At 45.9% G+C, this 15,347-nt stretch carries 17 protein-coding genes; 7 read left to right on the top strand and 10 right to left on the bottom strand.

Annotated elements, in window-relative coordinates; translation table 11 throughout:
* Positions 1-5: 5 nt before the first annotated feature.
* Positions 6-1,028: a galactofuranose ABC transporter, ATP-binding protein YtfT gene (gene ytfT, locus AR383_RS00535; RefSeq protein WP_055731357.1), complete on the top strand. Its 1,023-nt coding sequence runs from the start codon at positions 6-8 to the stop codon at positions 1,026-1,028.
* On the top strand, positions 1,025-2,023 hold the full coding sequence (yjfF, locus tag AR383_RS00530) for a galactofuranose ABC transporter, permease protein YjfF (RefSeq protein WP_055731356.1): 999 nt from the start codon (positions 1,025-1,027) through the stop codon (positions 2,021-2,023). Before ytfT ends, yjfF begins: the two co-directional genes overlap by 4 nt.
* 76 nt (positions 2,024-2,099) lie before the next feature.
* Here the strand turns inward: yjfF and AR383_RS00525 are convergent, their stop codons facing one another.
* Together AR383_RS00525 and AR383_RS00520 are read right to left on the bottom strand one after the other, a co-directional pair.
* Complete coding sequence (locus AR383_RS00525; RefSeq protein WP_188407512.1) at positions 2,100-2,510, bottom strand: hypothetical protein; 411 nt, start codon at positions 2,508-2,510, stop codon at positions 2,100-2,102.
* A gap of 64 nt (positions 2,511-2,574) precedes the next feature.
* On the bottom strand, positions 2,575-2,940 hold the full coding sequence (locus tag AR383_RS00520) for a SpoIIAA family protein (RefSeq protein ID WP_055731355.1): 366 nt from the start codon (positions 2,938-2,940) through the stop codon (positions 2,575-2,577).
* Positions 2,941-3,190: 250 nt separating this feature from the next.
* Here AR383_RS00520 and AR383_RS00515 point away from each other — a divergent pair, with 250 nt between their 5' ends.
* The gene (locus tag AR383_RS00515; protein WP_055731354.1) at positions 3,191-3,454 is read left to right on the top strand and encodes a DUF5062 family protein; all 264 of its coding nucleotides are present in this window, start codon (positions 3,191-3,193) and stop codon (positions 3,452-3,454) included.
* 52 nt (positions 3,455-3,506) lie between these two features.
* On the opposite strand, the gene AR383_RS00510 is transcribed toward AR383_RS00515, so the two are convergent.
* Positions 3,507-4,889: an 8-oxoguanine deaminase gene (locus AR383_RS00510; RefSeq protein WP_257720931.1), complete on the bottom strand. Its 1,383-nt coding sequence runs from the start codon at positions 4,887-4,889 to the stop codon at positions 3,507-3,509.
* Positions 4,890-5,207: 318 nt separating this feature from the next.
* Between AR383_RS00510 and AR383_RS00505 the strand changes: the two genes are divergently transcribed.
* Positions 5,208-5,600, top strand: coding sequence for a hypothetical protein (locus AR383_RS00505; RefSeq protein WP_055731352.1), 393 nt, complete (start codon positions 5,208-5,210; stop codon positions 5,598-5,600).
* A gap of 313 nt (positions 5,601-5,913) precedes the next feature.
* Here AR383_RS00505 and AR383_RS00500 read toward each other — a convergent pair whose 3' ends face one another.
* The 7 genes from AR383_RS00500 to AR383_RS00470 all read right to left on the bottom strand — a co-directional run bounded on the left by AR383_RS00500 (position 5,914) and on the right by AR383_RS00470 (position 11,443).
* Entirely contained in the window at positions 5,914-6,348 is a 435-nt protein-coding gene (locus AR383_RS00500; protein WP_055731351.1) for a GNAT family N-acetyltransferase, read from the bottom strand.
* Between the two features lie 147 nt (positions 6,349-6,495).
* Entirely contained in the window at positions 6,496-7,419 is a 924-nt protein-coding gene (locus tag AR383_RS00495; protein WP_055731350.1) for an arginase family protein, read from the bottom strand.
* Between the two features lie 41 nt (positions 7,420-7,460).
* Positions 7,461-8,003, bottom strand: a complete 543-nt coding sequence (locus AR383_RS00490) for a GNAT family N-acetyltransferase (protein ID WP_055731349.1) — start codon at positions 8,001-8,003, stop codon at positions 7,461-7,463.
* A 134-nt stretch (positions 8,004-8,137) separates the two neighbouring features.
* Positions 8,138-9,010 (bottom strand): PhzF family phenazine biosynthesis protein, encoded by an 873-nt coding sequence (locus tag AR383_RS00485; RefSeq protein ID WP_055731348.1) that lies wholly within the window; start codon positions 9,008-9,010, stop codon positions 8,138-8,140.
* A 60-nt stretch (positions 9,011-9,070) separates the two neighbouring features.
* On the bottom strand, positions 9,071-9,610 hold the full coding sequence (locus AR383_RS00480) for a GrpB family protein (RefSeq protein ID WP_055731347.1): 540 nt from the start codon (positions 9,608-9,610) through the stop codon (positions 9,071-9,073).
* A 143-nt stretch (positions 9,611-9,753) separates the two neighbouring features.
* On the bottom strand, positions 9,754-10,350 hold the full coding sequence (locus tag AR383_RS00475; protein ID WP_055731346.1) for a DJ-1/PfpI family protein: 597 nt from the start codon (positions 10,348-10,350) through the stop codon (positions 9,754-9,756).
* A 457-nt stretch (positions 10,351-10,807) separates the two neighbouring features.
* Positions 10,808-11,443, bottom strand: a complete 636-nt coding sequence (locus AR383_RS00470; protein WP_055731345.1) for a TetR/AcrR family transcriptional regulator — start codon at positions 11,441-11,443, stop codon at positions 10,808-10,810.
* Positions 11,444-11,721: 278 nt separating this feature from the next.
* On the opposite strand from AR383_RS00470, the gene AR383_RS00465 reads away from it, so the two are divergent.
* The 3 genes from AR383_RS00465 to AR383_RS00455 are packed head-to-tail and all read left to right on the top strand — an operon-like array spanning position 11,722 to position 15,287.
* A complete protein-coding gene (locus tag AR383_RS00465) occupies positions 11,722-13,257 on the top strand; it encodes an ABC transporter ATP-binding protein (protein ID WP_055731344.1) in 1,536 nt (511 codons plus the stop codon).
* Complete coding sequence (locus AR383_RS00460) at positions 13,250-14,356, top strand: ABC transporter permease (protein ID WP_055731343.1); 1,107 nt, start codon at positions 13,250-13,252, stop codon at positions 14,354-14,356. Before AR383_RS00465 ends, AR383_RS00460 begins: the two co-directional genes overlap by 8 nt.
* A 1-nt stretch (position 14,357) precedes the next feature.
* On the top strand, positions 14,358-15,287 hold the full coding sequence (locus AR383_RS00455) for an ABC transporter permease (protein ID WP_055731342.1): 930 nt from the start codon (positions 14,358-14,360) through the stop codon (positions 15,285-15,287).
* The last annotated feature ends 60 nt before the right edge of the window (positions 15,288-15,347 follow it).

The raw sequence follows: 15,347 nt of genomic DNA, 5'->3' as shown, positions 1-15,347 counted from the left end.
CTCAAATGACAGCATATAATACCTCTACCCCAGTCAAGCTTGCTAATAAACGCAAATTTACTCTACCCAAAGGCGCGCCGCAGGTGGCCGCCTTACTACTGTTATTTTTAATTAATGCGATTATTGCCGACAACTTCTTTTCTATTCATATTCAAGATGGTCGCTTGTTTGGCAGCGTGATTGATATTTTTAACCGCGGTGCCCCAGTAGCACTGCTCACCATTGGTATGACCTTAGTGATTGCAACCGGAGGCATCGACCTTTCAGTGGGTGCGGTGATGGCAATCAGTGGCGCAGTATTGGCGAGCATGGCCTCGCAAGATTACTCGCCCGGCATCATCCTAATGTGCGCCCTGCTCTCTGGTGTGGTCTGTGGTTTATGGAACGGTTTATTGGTGGCCGTGTTTAAGATCCAGCCGATTGTGGCCACACTGATCTTAATGGTGGCTGGTCGCGGCATTGCCCAACTAATAACCCAAGGACAAATCGTAACCTTTAATAATGATATTTTGTCGTGGTTTGGCAGCGGTTCTTTCTTATTGCTCCCTACGCCCATTGTATTGCTGATTATCGCCGCCATCTGTATTTGGTGTTTAACCAAGAAAACCGCCCTTGGGCTATTTATTGAATCGGTAGGCATTAACATTAAGGCCGCGAAAAACGCCGGAATCAATACTCCTGCCATTGTGATGAGTGTTTACGCGATTAGCGGTTTAATGGCGGCACTCGCGGGTATTGTAGTCGCCGCAGACATCAAAGGCGCCGACGCCAATAATGCCGGGTTATGGTTAGAGATGGATGCCATTTTGGCGGTGGTTATTGGAGGCACCTCATTAATGGGTGGCCGCTTCAACTTACTACTTGCGTTAGTTGGCGCCTTCATTATTCAAAGTATTAACACCGGTATTCTTCTCTCTGGCTACCAACCTCAGTGGAACCATATTGTTAAGTCGATTGTGGTCTTGCTGGTGCTGGTAATGCAATCACCTGCGGTTATTAAACTCATCAAAGGGAAGCAAAAATCATGATCAAACGTAACTTTCCTTTATTCATTACTATTGGGGTGTTCCTGCTCGGTTACATCTTTTGTGCCATGGAGTTCCCTGCTTTTCTTAGCACTCGTGTGATTTGTAACATTCTCACCGATAACGCCTTTTTGGGCATTTTGGCAGTGGGCATGACCTTCGTTATTCTGTCTGGAGGGATTGACCTATCGGTGGGCTCGGTGATTGCCTTCACAGGGGTATTCCTAGCTAAAATGATTGGCGACTGGGGAGTGGCGCCGCAACTGGCCATAATGATTGTATTGGTGATGGGCATGCTGTTTGGTGGTTTTATGGGCTGGATCATCGATACCCTGAAGATCCCCGCCTTCATCGTGACACTGGCGGGCATGTTCTTCCTCCGCGGCAGTAGCTTTTTACTCTCCGAGCAATCCATTCCTATTCAACATCCCTTCTTTAAGGAATTGTCGCGCACCGTATGGCATATCTGGGGCGGCGGTAGGCTGAGTTTAATGGCGGTCATCATGTTAGTGATTGTGGCCTTGGGCATGTTATTAGCCCACCGTACCCGCTTTGGTAACAACGTGTATGCCATTGGCGGCAACGCTAACTCAGCCGGTTTAATGGGCGTGCCGGTTCGCCGCACCACCATTGGTATTTATATGTTATCTACCTTCTTGGCCACCTGCGCGGGGATCGTCTTTTCCATTTATACCTCAGCGGGTTACCCCTTGGCGGGCATAGGCGTGGAGTTAGATGCTATCGCTGCTGTGGTGATTGGCGGTACGCTGCTTTCTGGCGGAGTGGGTACGGTATTTGGTTCGATGTTTGGGGTATTAATTCAAGGTTTGATTCAAACTTATATCACCTTCGATGGCACCTTAAGTTCGTGGTGGACCAAAATTATTGTTGGCATCTTACTGTTCGGCTTTATCGCCTTACAACGCTTGTTAACGGTAATGGCTGAACGGCGCAAAGAGCTCAACAGCTCGGCAGCATTTAAACCCTTACCCAGCTAAACCACGATGAGTTAAAGACTCGCGTTAAAAAGGCTTCCTCTGTGGAAGCCTTTCTTTTGGCCCAGTCGTGCAACAACTATTTGGGCATTTCCCACTTAACAGTAGCTTGCTTAGCTTGCGATAAGTCCAGCTCTACACGCTGCGAAGCCCAAGCGCTTTGAGTATCATGTACCTCGATATAAACCACCCCAATGGTTTCAGGAATCACTACCGAATCCAGACTACGGGTAAAAGGTTGTTCCTCTACATGGGGATGGAGCAAGACCCGTTCAGCCAGAACCCGCCCCTGCGGATCAAGCACTCGCCACTTATCGGCATAGTGCTCCCAACCGCTATCATCATGCAGTACAGACACAGCAACTTGCCAGCTCTGCGGCGCTTGCTCGGTCATTTCCACTGCGACTATTGTGGCCACACTGGCCCAAGCAGACCCCAGCATGCAACCCAAACCCACTGCAGTTAAGCAAACAGCGTTTATCCTTTTCATATATAGCCCCATTAATTTGGCAACACTTGCTTCAAGCCTAGCAGGCTTCTGGCTAAGGCAACAGTTAACTACGCAGCCAACGCTCTGCATCTTGTTGCTGGTCCATATCGAAAGCTTTAATGCTTAAACCAGGGATCAATTTACCCTCTAACTCACTAATGGTTTGCACCCATTGCTTATCACACAGTACCGCCGCCTTCCTAAAACATCGAATCATTGCAAACATCTCCGGCAAACGAGTAAATTCTACCGCCATGGCACTTAAAGTGGGCATGGCAAAATCTTCAATCCGGTATAACATCACGCCATCTTCTATTCCTTCGGCCTGTTGTTGCAATTCATCCAAAGCCGCTTTCATTTCGTCGCTATCTAACTTGCCACCAAACGCAATATCAAGGCGGTTCTCCGCTACCTTAGTCACTTTAAACATTTGCTTGCTCCTAAATTGTTTATCCTGAATTAAGATAGCCGCAAAAACTAACCAGCTTATTGCGCCAGCTCGCGTTTTATTAAGCGCCAATAAGCCATGGTTAATTTTTCAGCATGTGTCGTTCAATAATTATTCGTTAAGCGCTAATATTTTGTTTTTCAGATTACTTTTAGCTTTTAGTGAACTCAGCCCTATGAATACAACGAGCTTTACCGTATGTTGAGAAAAATTCGAAGCAGTGAGGCCCTTAGTGAAAAAATTCAAGCATGAAGCACAGTTGCTCAAAAAAGCCATTCAGATCGGCGAGGTATACGCACTACAACGTGGCTTCGCCAAATTTCCTCCCGGCATTTCGGAAAAAGACAAAGTGGAAGCCTTGTACATGCTTTTAGCCGAAGACAAGCGCATTACCCCGCTGCCGAAAGACAAGCAAAGCGGACCAGAAATGCGCCATAAACTGGTGATATGGCTGGCCAACCAATTACCGAAAGACCATGAACTCTTAGAAAACTAAACACATGCAGTAAAGCCCATGGCAACGGCTTTACTGCTCATCTAATACTGGCTTAAGCGAGTAATTGCTTGGCCAATTGTTGATGACGACTGATTAACTCATTTAACTGCTCACGAGTTTGCTGGGGATCTTCTATCACCCACTTCCCCGCCACCATTAACTTACTTACCTCGCTAGCACCACATAATACGATGGCCGCTAGCGGGTCATGACTACCAGAAAAGCGCAACTCATCTAACTTATACAAGGCCAAATCAGCCTGTTTACCGGGCGCTAATACCCCAATGTCTTGACGCCCTAGTACCTCAGCACTACCTTGAGTAGCCCAATGCAGAACCTGCTGATGGGTAATCTTACTGGCACCATAACGCAAGCGCTGCTGCAACAAGGAGTGGCGCAATTCCTGAACCATATTCGAGCCGTCGTTAGAGGCTGAGCCGTCTACCGCTAAACCGACTTTACAACCCGCGGCAGCCAAGTCTAGGGTGGGACAAATTCCCGAAGCCAGCAACATATTTGAGGTAGGACAATGAGCAATGCCCACTTGATGCTGCCCCAAGCGCTGGATCTCTTCCAAATTAAAATGAATGCCATGAGCTAGCCAAGTTTGCGGCCCCATCCAATCACAGTGCTCTAAATAATCAACCGGACGCATGCCTAACTTGCGCACACAAAACTCATTTTCATCGATGGTCTCGGCAAGATGGGTATGCAAGCGCAAGCCTTGTTGCTTCGCCAATATCGCCGTTTCACGCATTAAATCTTCAGTTACCGAAAATGGAGAACAAGGTGCCAAGGCCAATTGCAGCATGCTTCCCTCGGCTGCGTCGTGGTAACGCTGGGCTAAACGCAGGCTGTCATCTAAGATTTGCTGCTCGGTTTGCACCACCGAATCAGGCGGCAAACCGCCATCTTTTTGTGACAAACTCATGCTGCCACGAGTTAAGGTAGCTCTTAACCCCAAGCGTCCTACCACCTCGGCTTGAATATCAATGGCCTCACTCAAACCTTGATTAAAAACATAATGATGATCGGCCACCGTTGAGCAACCACTTAGCATTAACTCCCAGCAGGCCAACTCGGTCGCGGCCTCAATGTGCTTATCACTCAAACCACTCCATATCGGATAAAGACTTTGCAACCATGGAAATAGCTCTTGGTTGATCGCCGAAGGCACACAACGGGTCAAGGTTTGATAAAAATGGTGGTGGGTATTAATCAAGCCCGGCAGTAATACCGCATCGCTAGCATCGACAATTTGATCGACTGATAGACTCGCTTGTTGGCCGCCTGCGACACATTCCACAATGCGTGTCCCTTGCACCACCACCCCACCTCGGCAATCTCGCTCTGTGTCTTCCCCACTCATCGCGCCACTAAATACTGCCATAGGGTTGGCTATCCAAATACGCGGTTCATCAGCTAGTTGTGACAAATCTACCTCCTGTAAATCCATATAATTCGCCACTCAGCCTAGTGGCAACTTGTAGTTCAACTGATTTCACTTAACAATTCAATAACTAACGAGCCATTTAACACTTGATTAAGCCACCCTAGCCAGATAAATTTGCTGCATTCACGCCAATTGATAAAAATTTAATGAAACACCAATAATTTGTTGAGCTAGTCAACTTAATGAGCAGGTAACCACACTTAAAGCAAAACTTACGATGTAGGCTCGAACATCGCCAAACGGTAAATATTCAGCCCAACAACGCGCCGCATAAGCAAGCCTTTCATTTACATTAAAGTTATGAAAAACATATTCTTATATAAACTTAAAATATTGCCCTTAGCCTATAATCAGCCTCGTTACCGTAGGGGTAACGATTCACAAATAAAAGAGATAAGAATAAAAACGCAAAAAATCATTGGTATTGCACTGATTGTGATTGGTGCCATTGTGCTGTTAGTTGGTGGCCGACAAATCATGGACGCTATAGAAGCACAGCAACAAACTGAAGCGCCAGAAACACTACTTGGCGGAGCCAGTAACGAGCTAATACAAGAACTAGGCGTGAGCAGTGCCATCGAGCAAGCTAAAACCAAGGGCATTATTTTTATGGTAGTGGGGCTTTGCGGCATCGTAGCGGGTGGCCTATTCGCGAAAAAAGCCAAGCCTAGCCCAGTTACAGCAGCGAACTAAGCTCTGCGTCAACCTTACTAGCTCAAAACAACACTTATTGGTGTGATCCATAGGCAAGCCTATGAACAACAAATTAGACAGCGCTTAGAGTAAATTGAGCTAGACAAAGAAACTTAAGTTTGGGCCAAGCTATACGGTAGGTACGCTATAGCTTGGCCCACTTTTCGTAACCAGTTACACCGCAATAAAAAACAAGGTCTAAACGGCCTAAACATCAATGAACCAGTAGAGAAATGGGTTCTTGGCCTACCAAGACAAAAGATGTTTTTCGTTAGCAACCCACCAGCATCTTGGGGACTATGGCTTTGGCCAATTACACTTCCACATTTAACGATGAGTTGTAGGAAAACATTCGTACCTCATCTCGGGGAAACCATCCCATTTTCTGATAAAACTGCTGAGCATTATTGTTGCTGTGATGCACAAAAAGATGAGTTTTCGATATTCCATAACGGTCCAAAGCACATACAACACTCTCAACTAATTGACGCCCAATGCCTTTTGATTGGTGACCTAAGGATACCGTTAAATGTTGTAAGTAACCTCTACGCCCATCCGTGCCCGCAAGCACGGCGGCAACAATAACATTGCTGTCAACAGCAACAAAGCTCAAACCCTGATTGCGGGCCAAGTAGGCTTCAATATTTTCCTTGGAATCGGCATCTCGAAGAGTCATCCCTTGTGAACGCCTCCAAAGACTGATTACTTCTTGGTAATCAGAAATGGTCATTTCTCGAATTAATAGCACTGAACATTCCAGTAATTATTTAATGCAGCGGTAAGCGTTGAGCAATACCGCCACTCAAGCTAAACCATTACACCGCAAATACAAACCCAAGGCGAAGACAAGCATACTAAGCGTTAGCTAAAAACTTAAGCAATTTGTTACACGCATCTAGGACTTAAAGCCCCAGACGGCATCGATAAGTTTAATCATTAGCTCCTTTGATGCACCGCTGCTGTCGCGCTCGGGGAGATATTCAACAAACTCAGCTCCAATAAACTTGTCACTCGAAGCAATTGAATGAACTAAATACAACGATTCTCTCGCAGTTAAACCACCAACATTAGGCGTCGCACATGCACGGAATAGAGAACCATCTAAGGCATCATAATCAAATGACAGGTAAATACCGTCATACTCGTTCTCTAATCTTTCCATTAAGGTGCCAACTACAGTATTAAAGCCTTTCTGCTCGATACACATCATGTCGAAGTTGGTTATATTAAGTCTTTCAATAAGTTCGTACTCACAGAGCATTAAATCTCTAAGCCCCACATAAAACACATCTTGAGGCTTTAACGCGACATCAGAAGGAACAGACCAGCCATTATGAGCATATTGATTCATTAACAATGCCAAGGGCTTGCCGTGCAAATTGCTGTCGAGAGTGTTGTTGCAATCAGCGTGAGCATCTACCCAAACAATCGCAATTTTTTCACCTCGATTTTTTTGGTAATGGCTTAACGCAGCTTGAATTGTACCTACCGCTATCGAATGGTCACCGCCGATGATAATGGGGACGCGATTATTCATATAACTCCCCAATACTTGCTCCTTGAGGTGGCTAGAATAAATTCGCAAGGCTTCATCTTTGTTACCTTTGGAAATCAAATCATGAACTTCATCGCTGACTTCCACATCCCCTTGGTCAATAATATCAGCGCCCCATCTATCATTTCTGATTTGGATCCAATCGGTAAGACCTACCGATGATATTTCGTTCATTCGTCGTAACCCATCAACCGTGTTTTCTTGGCTTGTCACAAAACCCAGTTGATTGAAGGGGGCTCCGATAATGTCGAAATGGCTTGTCATGGGTACTCCGGTAGTGATTTAATTTTGCATTACACCAGCTCTCACCGGCTTGTTGCGTGCATGTTTTTTGTTTTCCATTGTTGTTTAGTCAGTCGATATAGTCTCACTGGACGCCCATGAAACTCTACTACATTAAAACAAGAAAACCCCGCCTTCTCAGCCACCTTCAGCGATGCGACATGCTCTGGCTCTATAATAGCGACCACTGAGTCAAATAAGCGATTATCGAAAACATACTTGATAACGGCCTTAGCAGCCTCAGATGCAAAACCTTTATTCCAATAATTCTTCGCCAGTCGGTAACCAAGACTGATTTCCTCAACACCGCCGACCGATTCTGGGCCAACACCGCAGAAACCAATCAGTTCAGAAGATTTTTTATCGATAAGAGCCCATGGCCCAACGCCATGTGATTGATAACAAGCTAAACACCATTCAATAAAATGACGAGTGGCGACCTCGTCGCAAACGCCGCGAATCGAGTACTTCATCACGTCTGGGTCACTAAGAATGTCGGTCAATACAAAAACGTCCTCAGGCACCAGCCGTCGCACAATCAAACGGTTAGATTGACAAATTTGCACCGTCGCCTCCTTGTATAAAAAGTCACTATGACGGTTGCTTACTCGGAACGGCGCCGTCCCTAAACCATTACACCGCAAATACAAACCCAAGGTGAAGACCCAAATACCCAGCATTGAGAATCACTCTTAAATGCTTATTGTAAATGGATGGTTTGCCTACCAACGTTATGAGCAAAACCACCAACGCTCACCTTAGTTATACCCAGCTCGCTAGACTCAACCGACGCTGTAATTTTTGAAACACATTCCATTGCCCGACCTTGCTCAAAAGTAAAGTTATTCAAATGTGTGCGACTTAGGTGTTTGCTTAAGTAACAGGCTAAGGCACCACTGGCACTCCCTGTCGCAGACTCCTCAGGAATACCAAACAATGGAGCAAAGTTACGACAACTTGCTGTCAGCATGCTGGTTTGATCGCTCAATTCAAAAGCGTGAATACTGACAACATCATACTTTTTACAGAAGTCACTGGTTAAATTTTGATTCACTTGTATGCTATCGAGATACCCATATGGCACAGGCACTATCATGTCTGCTAAGCCTGTTGAAATGACCTCGATCGGTAACTGAGTAGACTCAAGTATTATCGAATCCAGCCCAATTAAGGCTGATATCTGCTCATAACTAAACGCTCCGCGATACTCAGGTAGCTTCTGCTCCATAACTATATGACCATTTGCCTCTATGGTTACCGCAAGTATTCCTGCTTTAGTTCTTTGGCGATATGAACCTTCGGTTATGATGCCCGCTTGATACATTGTTGAAAACGCAGCTAAGGTGGCGTGCCCACAAAAATCAACTTCGCCGGTTACCGTGAAGAAAGCCAGCGCAAAATCGACCTCGTCATCGCGAGATACAAATGCAGTTTCAGAATAACCAACAGCTTGGGCTATTTGTAATCTTTCGTCGTTGGATAAGTGGTCGGCATGTAGCACCACGCCAGCAGGATTTCCACCGGTTCCATTCTGGGTGAAAGAATTAACCCAAAACGCTTCAACTTCCTTCAATATCAATTACTCCATGGTAGCGCTAAACACAGTTGTAAAAATTTATGGTATGTACTTGGGTCAACGGATGCGATTGGTTAGCTCGCTTTGCCACCTTACTGCTTTAGCTTCGTATTCTTGTATAAAACTATTTTTATAATCAATGTAAACATCTATGTCATGGTTACAAATAGCTGCTCCCGCCCTTTTTATTTCGCCATATTTGAGTGCGACATCAGGAAAAGCCCTTAAATAGTCACGAAATGCGAGATGCCTTGTAGCCTCCGGAGAGTTAGCTAAGAACGCATGAACCTGATGAGTTCGCTGTATTCCGCCTTTTTGGAAATAACGACGGCCTTGAATACCAAATTCGCCCTTAACAACATACCCCAGAGAAACCATCTCTTCAGATTGGTCATCTAAAACGTCTAGACTTTTCACTTCCAAAAGAATGTCGATAATGGGTTTGGCACATAAGCCTTCAACCGACGTACTACCGATATGATGTATCGCATTAATATTGGTTGTTGTTAAAACTGAGCTGATTAGCTGTTTTTCTCTGACAAAATCTTCCCGCCATTGCTGCCGATAATCAACAACTTCAATAATTCTTTGACTCATAACTGTCGATTTACCAAATGCCTGCTTAAGCTGCGAGTAAGGCAAACACCTTAGCTAATCCATTGCAGCAGTAACACTAATTTCACATTGAGCTGAGAGCGCTAACAGCAGAATTCACTCTTAAACACCTTATATGGACCAAGCTATAGGTAAGCACCTACAACCGACATACAGTGTTGAACGGTGCTTTCTTTTTCACCAACTGGTGCAACATAATGAATTGCCGATTCGGCTTCTGCCCGACCTGATAGCTTACTAATAACCCACGCAGCCAAGTACTTTGATGACAAACACCCACCCGCAGTTGCAAGATTTCCTTTAGCGTAAAAAGGCTGCTCTAAAACTGTAACGCCTGACTCAATAACCCAAGGTTTCGTTGTTAAATCGGTACAAGCTGGCACTTGATGCAACAAACCCAATACAGCCATCAACAATGTACCTGAACACTGGCCACCAATTAACTGAGTATCGGGATTAAGCTTCAGCCTTGCTAGTATGCCTCGGTCTTGGGCAATATCACGGGTATGAATACCACTGCCAAATAATACAACGTTTGCATGATTAGCAAATTCTAGCGCTTGTTGAGATTGAATAGTAACTCCATTCATGGACGTAACATACTTAGATGGACTTGTTATTTGCACATTCCAACCGGCACCTTTCATTCGGTTCAAAATGCCCGATGCTATAAACGAATCTAGCTCATTAAATCCCTCAAAAGTTAGTACCGCAATATCCATATTTACTCCTATTTTTGCTAAAGCCTAAACTAAGGGTCTGGTATACAGCTGCGTTTTTTGAATATCTGACAGCGTCTTCCAGCAAGCTGACATCGAGTACCCAGAGAATAGCTTCAATGGCTCAATGCTCCAAAACAACAGCGGCAAGTTGAGTTGCAATCATCTCATTGCAGTTGATGTAGTAACGGTATTCAAGGCTGAGCAATTTAACTTTTCGCTGCGACAGCTCTCAAGCAAGGCGGTGCTTTTCAGGCTATTCCCCTTACTGAAATCGCCTTCCAGCACATCGCAACAGCAGAGATAAAGGCGCTACATGTGCTCTAACAAACTTTGAGGTAAAAGGCAGTTACAGCAAGTTATCACCGCGGCTTGCCTTTTCTACTTGTGCGTGAGTTCTTAGGCTATTTCAAGAACTTGAATTGTACTCAAAGATGGAACGACACAAACCGCCGTTTGCTTAGGTGTTTAAACTCAAACCTAAACCTCTAAGCACAATGTTAATCACATCTTGCTCGGCTTTGGCAAATTCTTCAGCTGATAAACTGCGGCCATGAATCATTCTAATCTCAGTATCAAAATCGGCGTAAAATTGAGTCGTTCCCCATATTAAAAACAATAGCGATAACGGTTCAACCGGAGCAATTTTTCCTTGATCGATCCAGGCTTGAATCAGGCTACATTTGTTTTGAGTCCAATCCACCAATGGGAACTTCAACTTTTCTTTTAAGTTGGGCGCGCCTTGAATGATTTCCATGGCAAAAATCCGAGAGCTTTTCTTATGGCTACGGCTATAACGCATTTTGGAACGAATATAACTACTAATAGTAATAGCAGGGTCAGATTCGGGCGTGGTGTTGGCGAAGGAGTCATTCCATAGCGCCAGTATATCTTCCAACAGGGCGCGGTATAAACCCTGCTTTGATTTAAAGTAATACAAGATATTGGCTTTAGGCAGTTCGGCGCGATCGGCAATCGCTTGTAAAGATGTACCCTGATAGCCGTGCTTCACAAACTCGTTAGTTGCCGCTTTTAAAATTAACTTTTCATTTCTTTTTCTAATTGCCCCACTTTGTGTTGCCACCGCTTTATTCATGCTAACTTATTCTCCTTGTCGGCATTGAAGTATCAGATATGATAACTGAAGTTATTATTCATGATTCATAGTGGAATCACTAGTGTTTACTCATTTTTGCACCAAGATGTGATTAAGCACCATAATGGAACAGCATAAACACCATCTTGCACCAAAAAAAGACGCTATAAGTTACTTTGCACTGTTAACAAATGCATTACACATGGACTTGAACACTTGGTCAGATTTATGCAGTAAACTAGCCAAGTTTTTTTATCGTAAAAATGAATGGACTCAACATGAAACACGACCAGAGCTTGTTGTCGTTATGGCAGGTCACTAAACGCTACCCTGGCGTGATTGCCAACGACAAAGTCAGCCTTGACTTAAAGCAAGGCGAAATCTTAGCGCTGCTCGGTGAAAACGGCGCTGGAAAATCCACTCTTGTGAAGATGATCTACGGTGTTGTACAAGCCGACGAAGGTAGCCTGCTGTGGCAGGGAAAAGAAGTGGTGATCCGCTCTCCAAATATGGCCAGAGCCATGGGTATCGGTATGGTATTTCAGCATTTTTCTGTGTTTGAAACCCTCACCGTGCAAGAAAATATTGAACTCAGCCTCGACCCCGGCGTTGCCACCGATGCGGCCAGTTTACGGGCAAAAATCATCGAATTAAGTGCCAATTACGAGCTAAAAGTAGACCCAGACCGCTATGTACACAATCTCAGTATTGGTGAGCGGCAACGTTTAGAGATCCTGCGCTGCCTGATTCAAGACGTAAAACTGTTGATTCTTGACGAGCCTACCTCAGTACTCACTCCTCAAGAGGTCTCTGGCTTATTTAAGGTATTACGGACTTTGGCCAGCGAAGGCTGCAGTATTTTGTTTATTAGCCATAAGCTAAAAGAAGTCACCGCACTGTGTGACCGCGCGGTGATCCTTCGCGGTGGTAAAGTGAGTGGAGAATGTGTACCCGCCAAGGAAACCCCAGACTCCATCGCCAGAATGATGGTGGGCAGCGAAGCGGTATTATCCGAGCGCTACCATAAAACCATTGGTTCAGACGAAGTTCTGGTGACCAAAAACCTCAGCGTACCGCCAACCAACCCCTTTGGTACTGGCCTGAAAAACGTGAATTTAAGCCTACACAAAGGCGAGATTTTAGGCATTGCCGGTGTCGCAGGTAATGGCCAAGAAGACCTACTTGAAGCGCTCAGTGGCGAAGATACCCGTGCCGATGCGGGTGCAATTTTAATGCATGGCCACAAAGTAGCAAAACGCAACGCTGGCGAGCGCCGCTTATTAGGTATGAGTTATGTTCCCACCGACCGCCTAGGCCAAGGTGCAGTGCCCGAAATGAGTTTGGCCGACAATACCTTGCTCACCAGTGCCCGCAAAGGTTTGGTGAAAAAAGGGCTGATCCTGCCGCACAAGGTAGTAGAACTGGCCAAGTCCATCATTCACCTCAACGATGTGAAATGCCATAACGCCCACTCACAAGCCAAAAGCTTGTCAGGAGGGAACCTGCAAAAATTTATTATTGGTCGTGAAGTCGACCAAAACCCCGAAGTACTGATCTGCGCCCACCCCACTTGGGGGGTAGATATTGGTGCGGCCAGTGCCATTCACCGCCAGCTGATTGAACTGCGCGATAAAGGCGCTGCCATTTTGGTGGTATCGGAAGACATTGACGAGTTATTTATGATTTCAGATCGCATCGCTGCACTCTATGAAGGGCAACTCTCTGCTACGGTACACACCGAGCAAACCAACATTGAAGAAATCGGTAAGTGGATCGCCGGTGGCTTTACTGAAGAGGAGCCAGAGCATGTTTAAAACCCAAGCGCGTTTAGAGTCATCCAAGCTGATGTCTTGGTTATCGCCGCTCATCGCTATTGTACTCACCATGATAGTGTCCAGCTTAATGTTTATAGCGCTAGAGATTAACCCTGCCGACGCTTTTCGAGTATTTATTATCGCCCCTCTTAGCGACAGTTATAACTTGGGCGAACTAATGGTAAAAACCACGCCGCTGTTACTCTGTGCTACCGGTTTGGCCTTGTGCTACAAAGCCAACATCTGGAATATTGGCGCCGAAGGTCAGTTATTGGTTGGCGCCTTAGTGGGCAGTTATGTGGCCTTACAAGCCAATGACCAAAGCGGCTATATGTGGTTAGTCGTCACCCTAGCAGCAGGTGCTGCAGCTGGCATGGTCTGGGCGGGCATTCCTACCCTACTACACCAGCTATTCCACACTAACATTATTCTTACTACCATCATGCTCAACTACATTGGTTTATATCTGCTGTTGTGGGGCGTACACGGGCCATTAATCGACCCCGATGGGTTTGGTTTTCCTGAATCGGCGGTATTTGCCGACTCGGTATTGCTGCCCACCATTATGGAAGAAGGGCGTGCTTCAATCAGCATACTATTGGCGATAGTCTTCGCCATCGGCTCGGGCATTATTTTGTACCGCACGCTACCAGGCTTTCAATTGCGGGTATTTGGTTCAGACCAACCCGCAGCGCGCTACGCCGGTTACTCCAGTAAATTTATTATTTGGAGCGTGATGCTCAGCGCTGGTGCTTTGGCAGGCCTAGCTGGGGTGTCGGAAGTAACAGGCCCAATTGGCCAGCTAATCCCTCAGGTATCGCCGGGTTATGGCTACGCCGCGATCATCGTGGCCTACTTGGGTCGACTTAATCCCTTTGGCATTATCTTCGCCGCGTTTTTCATGGGCACACTGTATATGGGTAGTGATTTAGCGCAAATTGATTTGGGTATTCCTACCGCGATTACCGGCCTATTCCAAGGGGTATTGTTGTTCTTCTTACTCGCCTGTGACTACCTCATTCATTACAAAATTATTTGGCAAGCAAGCGCTAACCCTGCTCAAGCCTCTTCCAGTGATACCAAGCAAGGAGCCGCTTAAAATGGACATGGAACTGTTACAACAAATTCTAGTGGCAGCAATTAAAACCGGAACACCGCTATTATTGGTGGCGTTAGGCGAATTAATCTGTGAAAAATCGGGCGTACTCAACCTAGGCCAAGAAGGCATGATGTTGATGGGTGCCATGGCTGGTTTTGCTGGCGCGTATTTCTCTGGCAGCCTAGCCGTGGGGCTATTATTAGCGATTTTAGCTGGCATGATGATGGCGGGTATTTTCGGCATTTTGTCGCTCAACCTTAATACTAATCAGGTGGCCACTGGTTTAGCGCTAACCATTTTTGGTACTGGCCTTAGCGCCTTCCTCGGTGCCGGTTTAGTGGGCTCAACCGTAGAAGGCTTCAAAGCGATTGCCATTCCACTGTTTAGTGATATTCCGCTACTTGGCCCACTGCTGTTTAATCACGACTTGTTAGTCTATGGCAGCTTTGGCCTAGTAGCGCTGTGTTGGTGGATAGTTAACAAAACCCGCATCGGTTTAACCCTGCGCGCGGTGGGAGAAAACCCCTACTCAGCTAACGCCCTCGGTATTAAAGTGATTAAAGTACGCTACTTAGCCATTTTAACTGGCGGCGCCTTTGCCGGTTTAGCTGGCGCGTATATGTCGTTGTCTTACACCCCAATGTGGATGGAAAATATGACCGCTGGACGCGGCTGGATAGCCCTATCGTTAGTGGTATTTGCCTCATGGCGCGTGGGCTACCTAATGGTAGGTGCTTACTTGTTTGGCGTAGCCTCTATTCTGCACTTGGTGATGCAAGGCATTGGCTTCACCATTTCACCTAACCTATTGGCGATGATGCCTTATATTGCCACCATTGTGGTGATGGTGTTGATTAGCTCCAATCCAATTCGTCAAAAATTGGCGGCGCCGATGAGCCTAGCCAAACCCTTTGATTCGCGACGTCACTAAACCATCATGACTATTAAAGCCCCTCATTTGAGGGGCTTTTTAGCCTTGGTCAGAATAACC

This window comes from Agarivorans gilvus (assembly GCF_001420915.1).
Lineage (GTDB): Bacteria > Pseudomonadota > Gammaproteobacteria > Enterobacterales > Celerinatantimonadaceae > Agarivorans > Agarivorans gilvus.
Note: the sequence above shows the minus strand (reverse complement) of the source record. Positions and strands in the feature narration are given on the sequence as shown.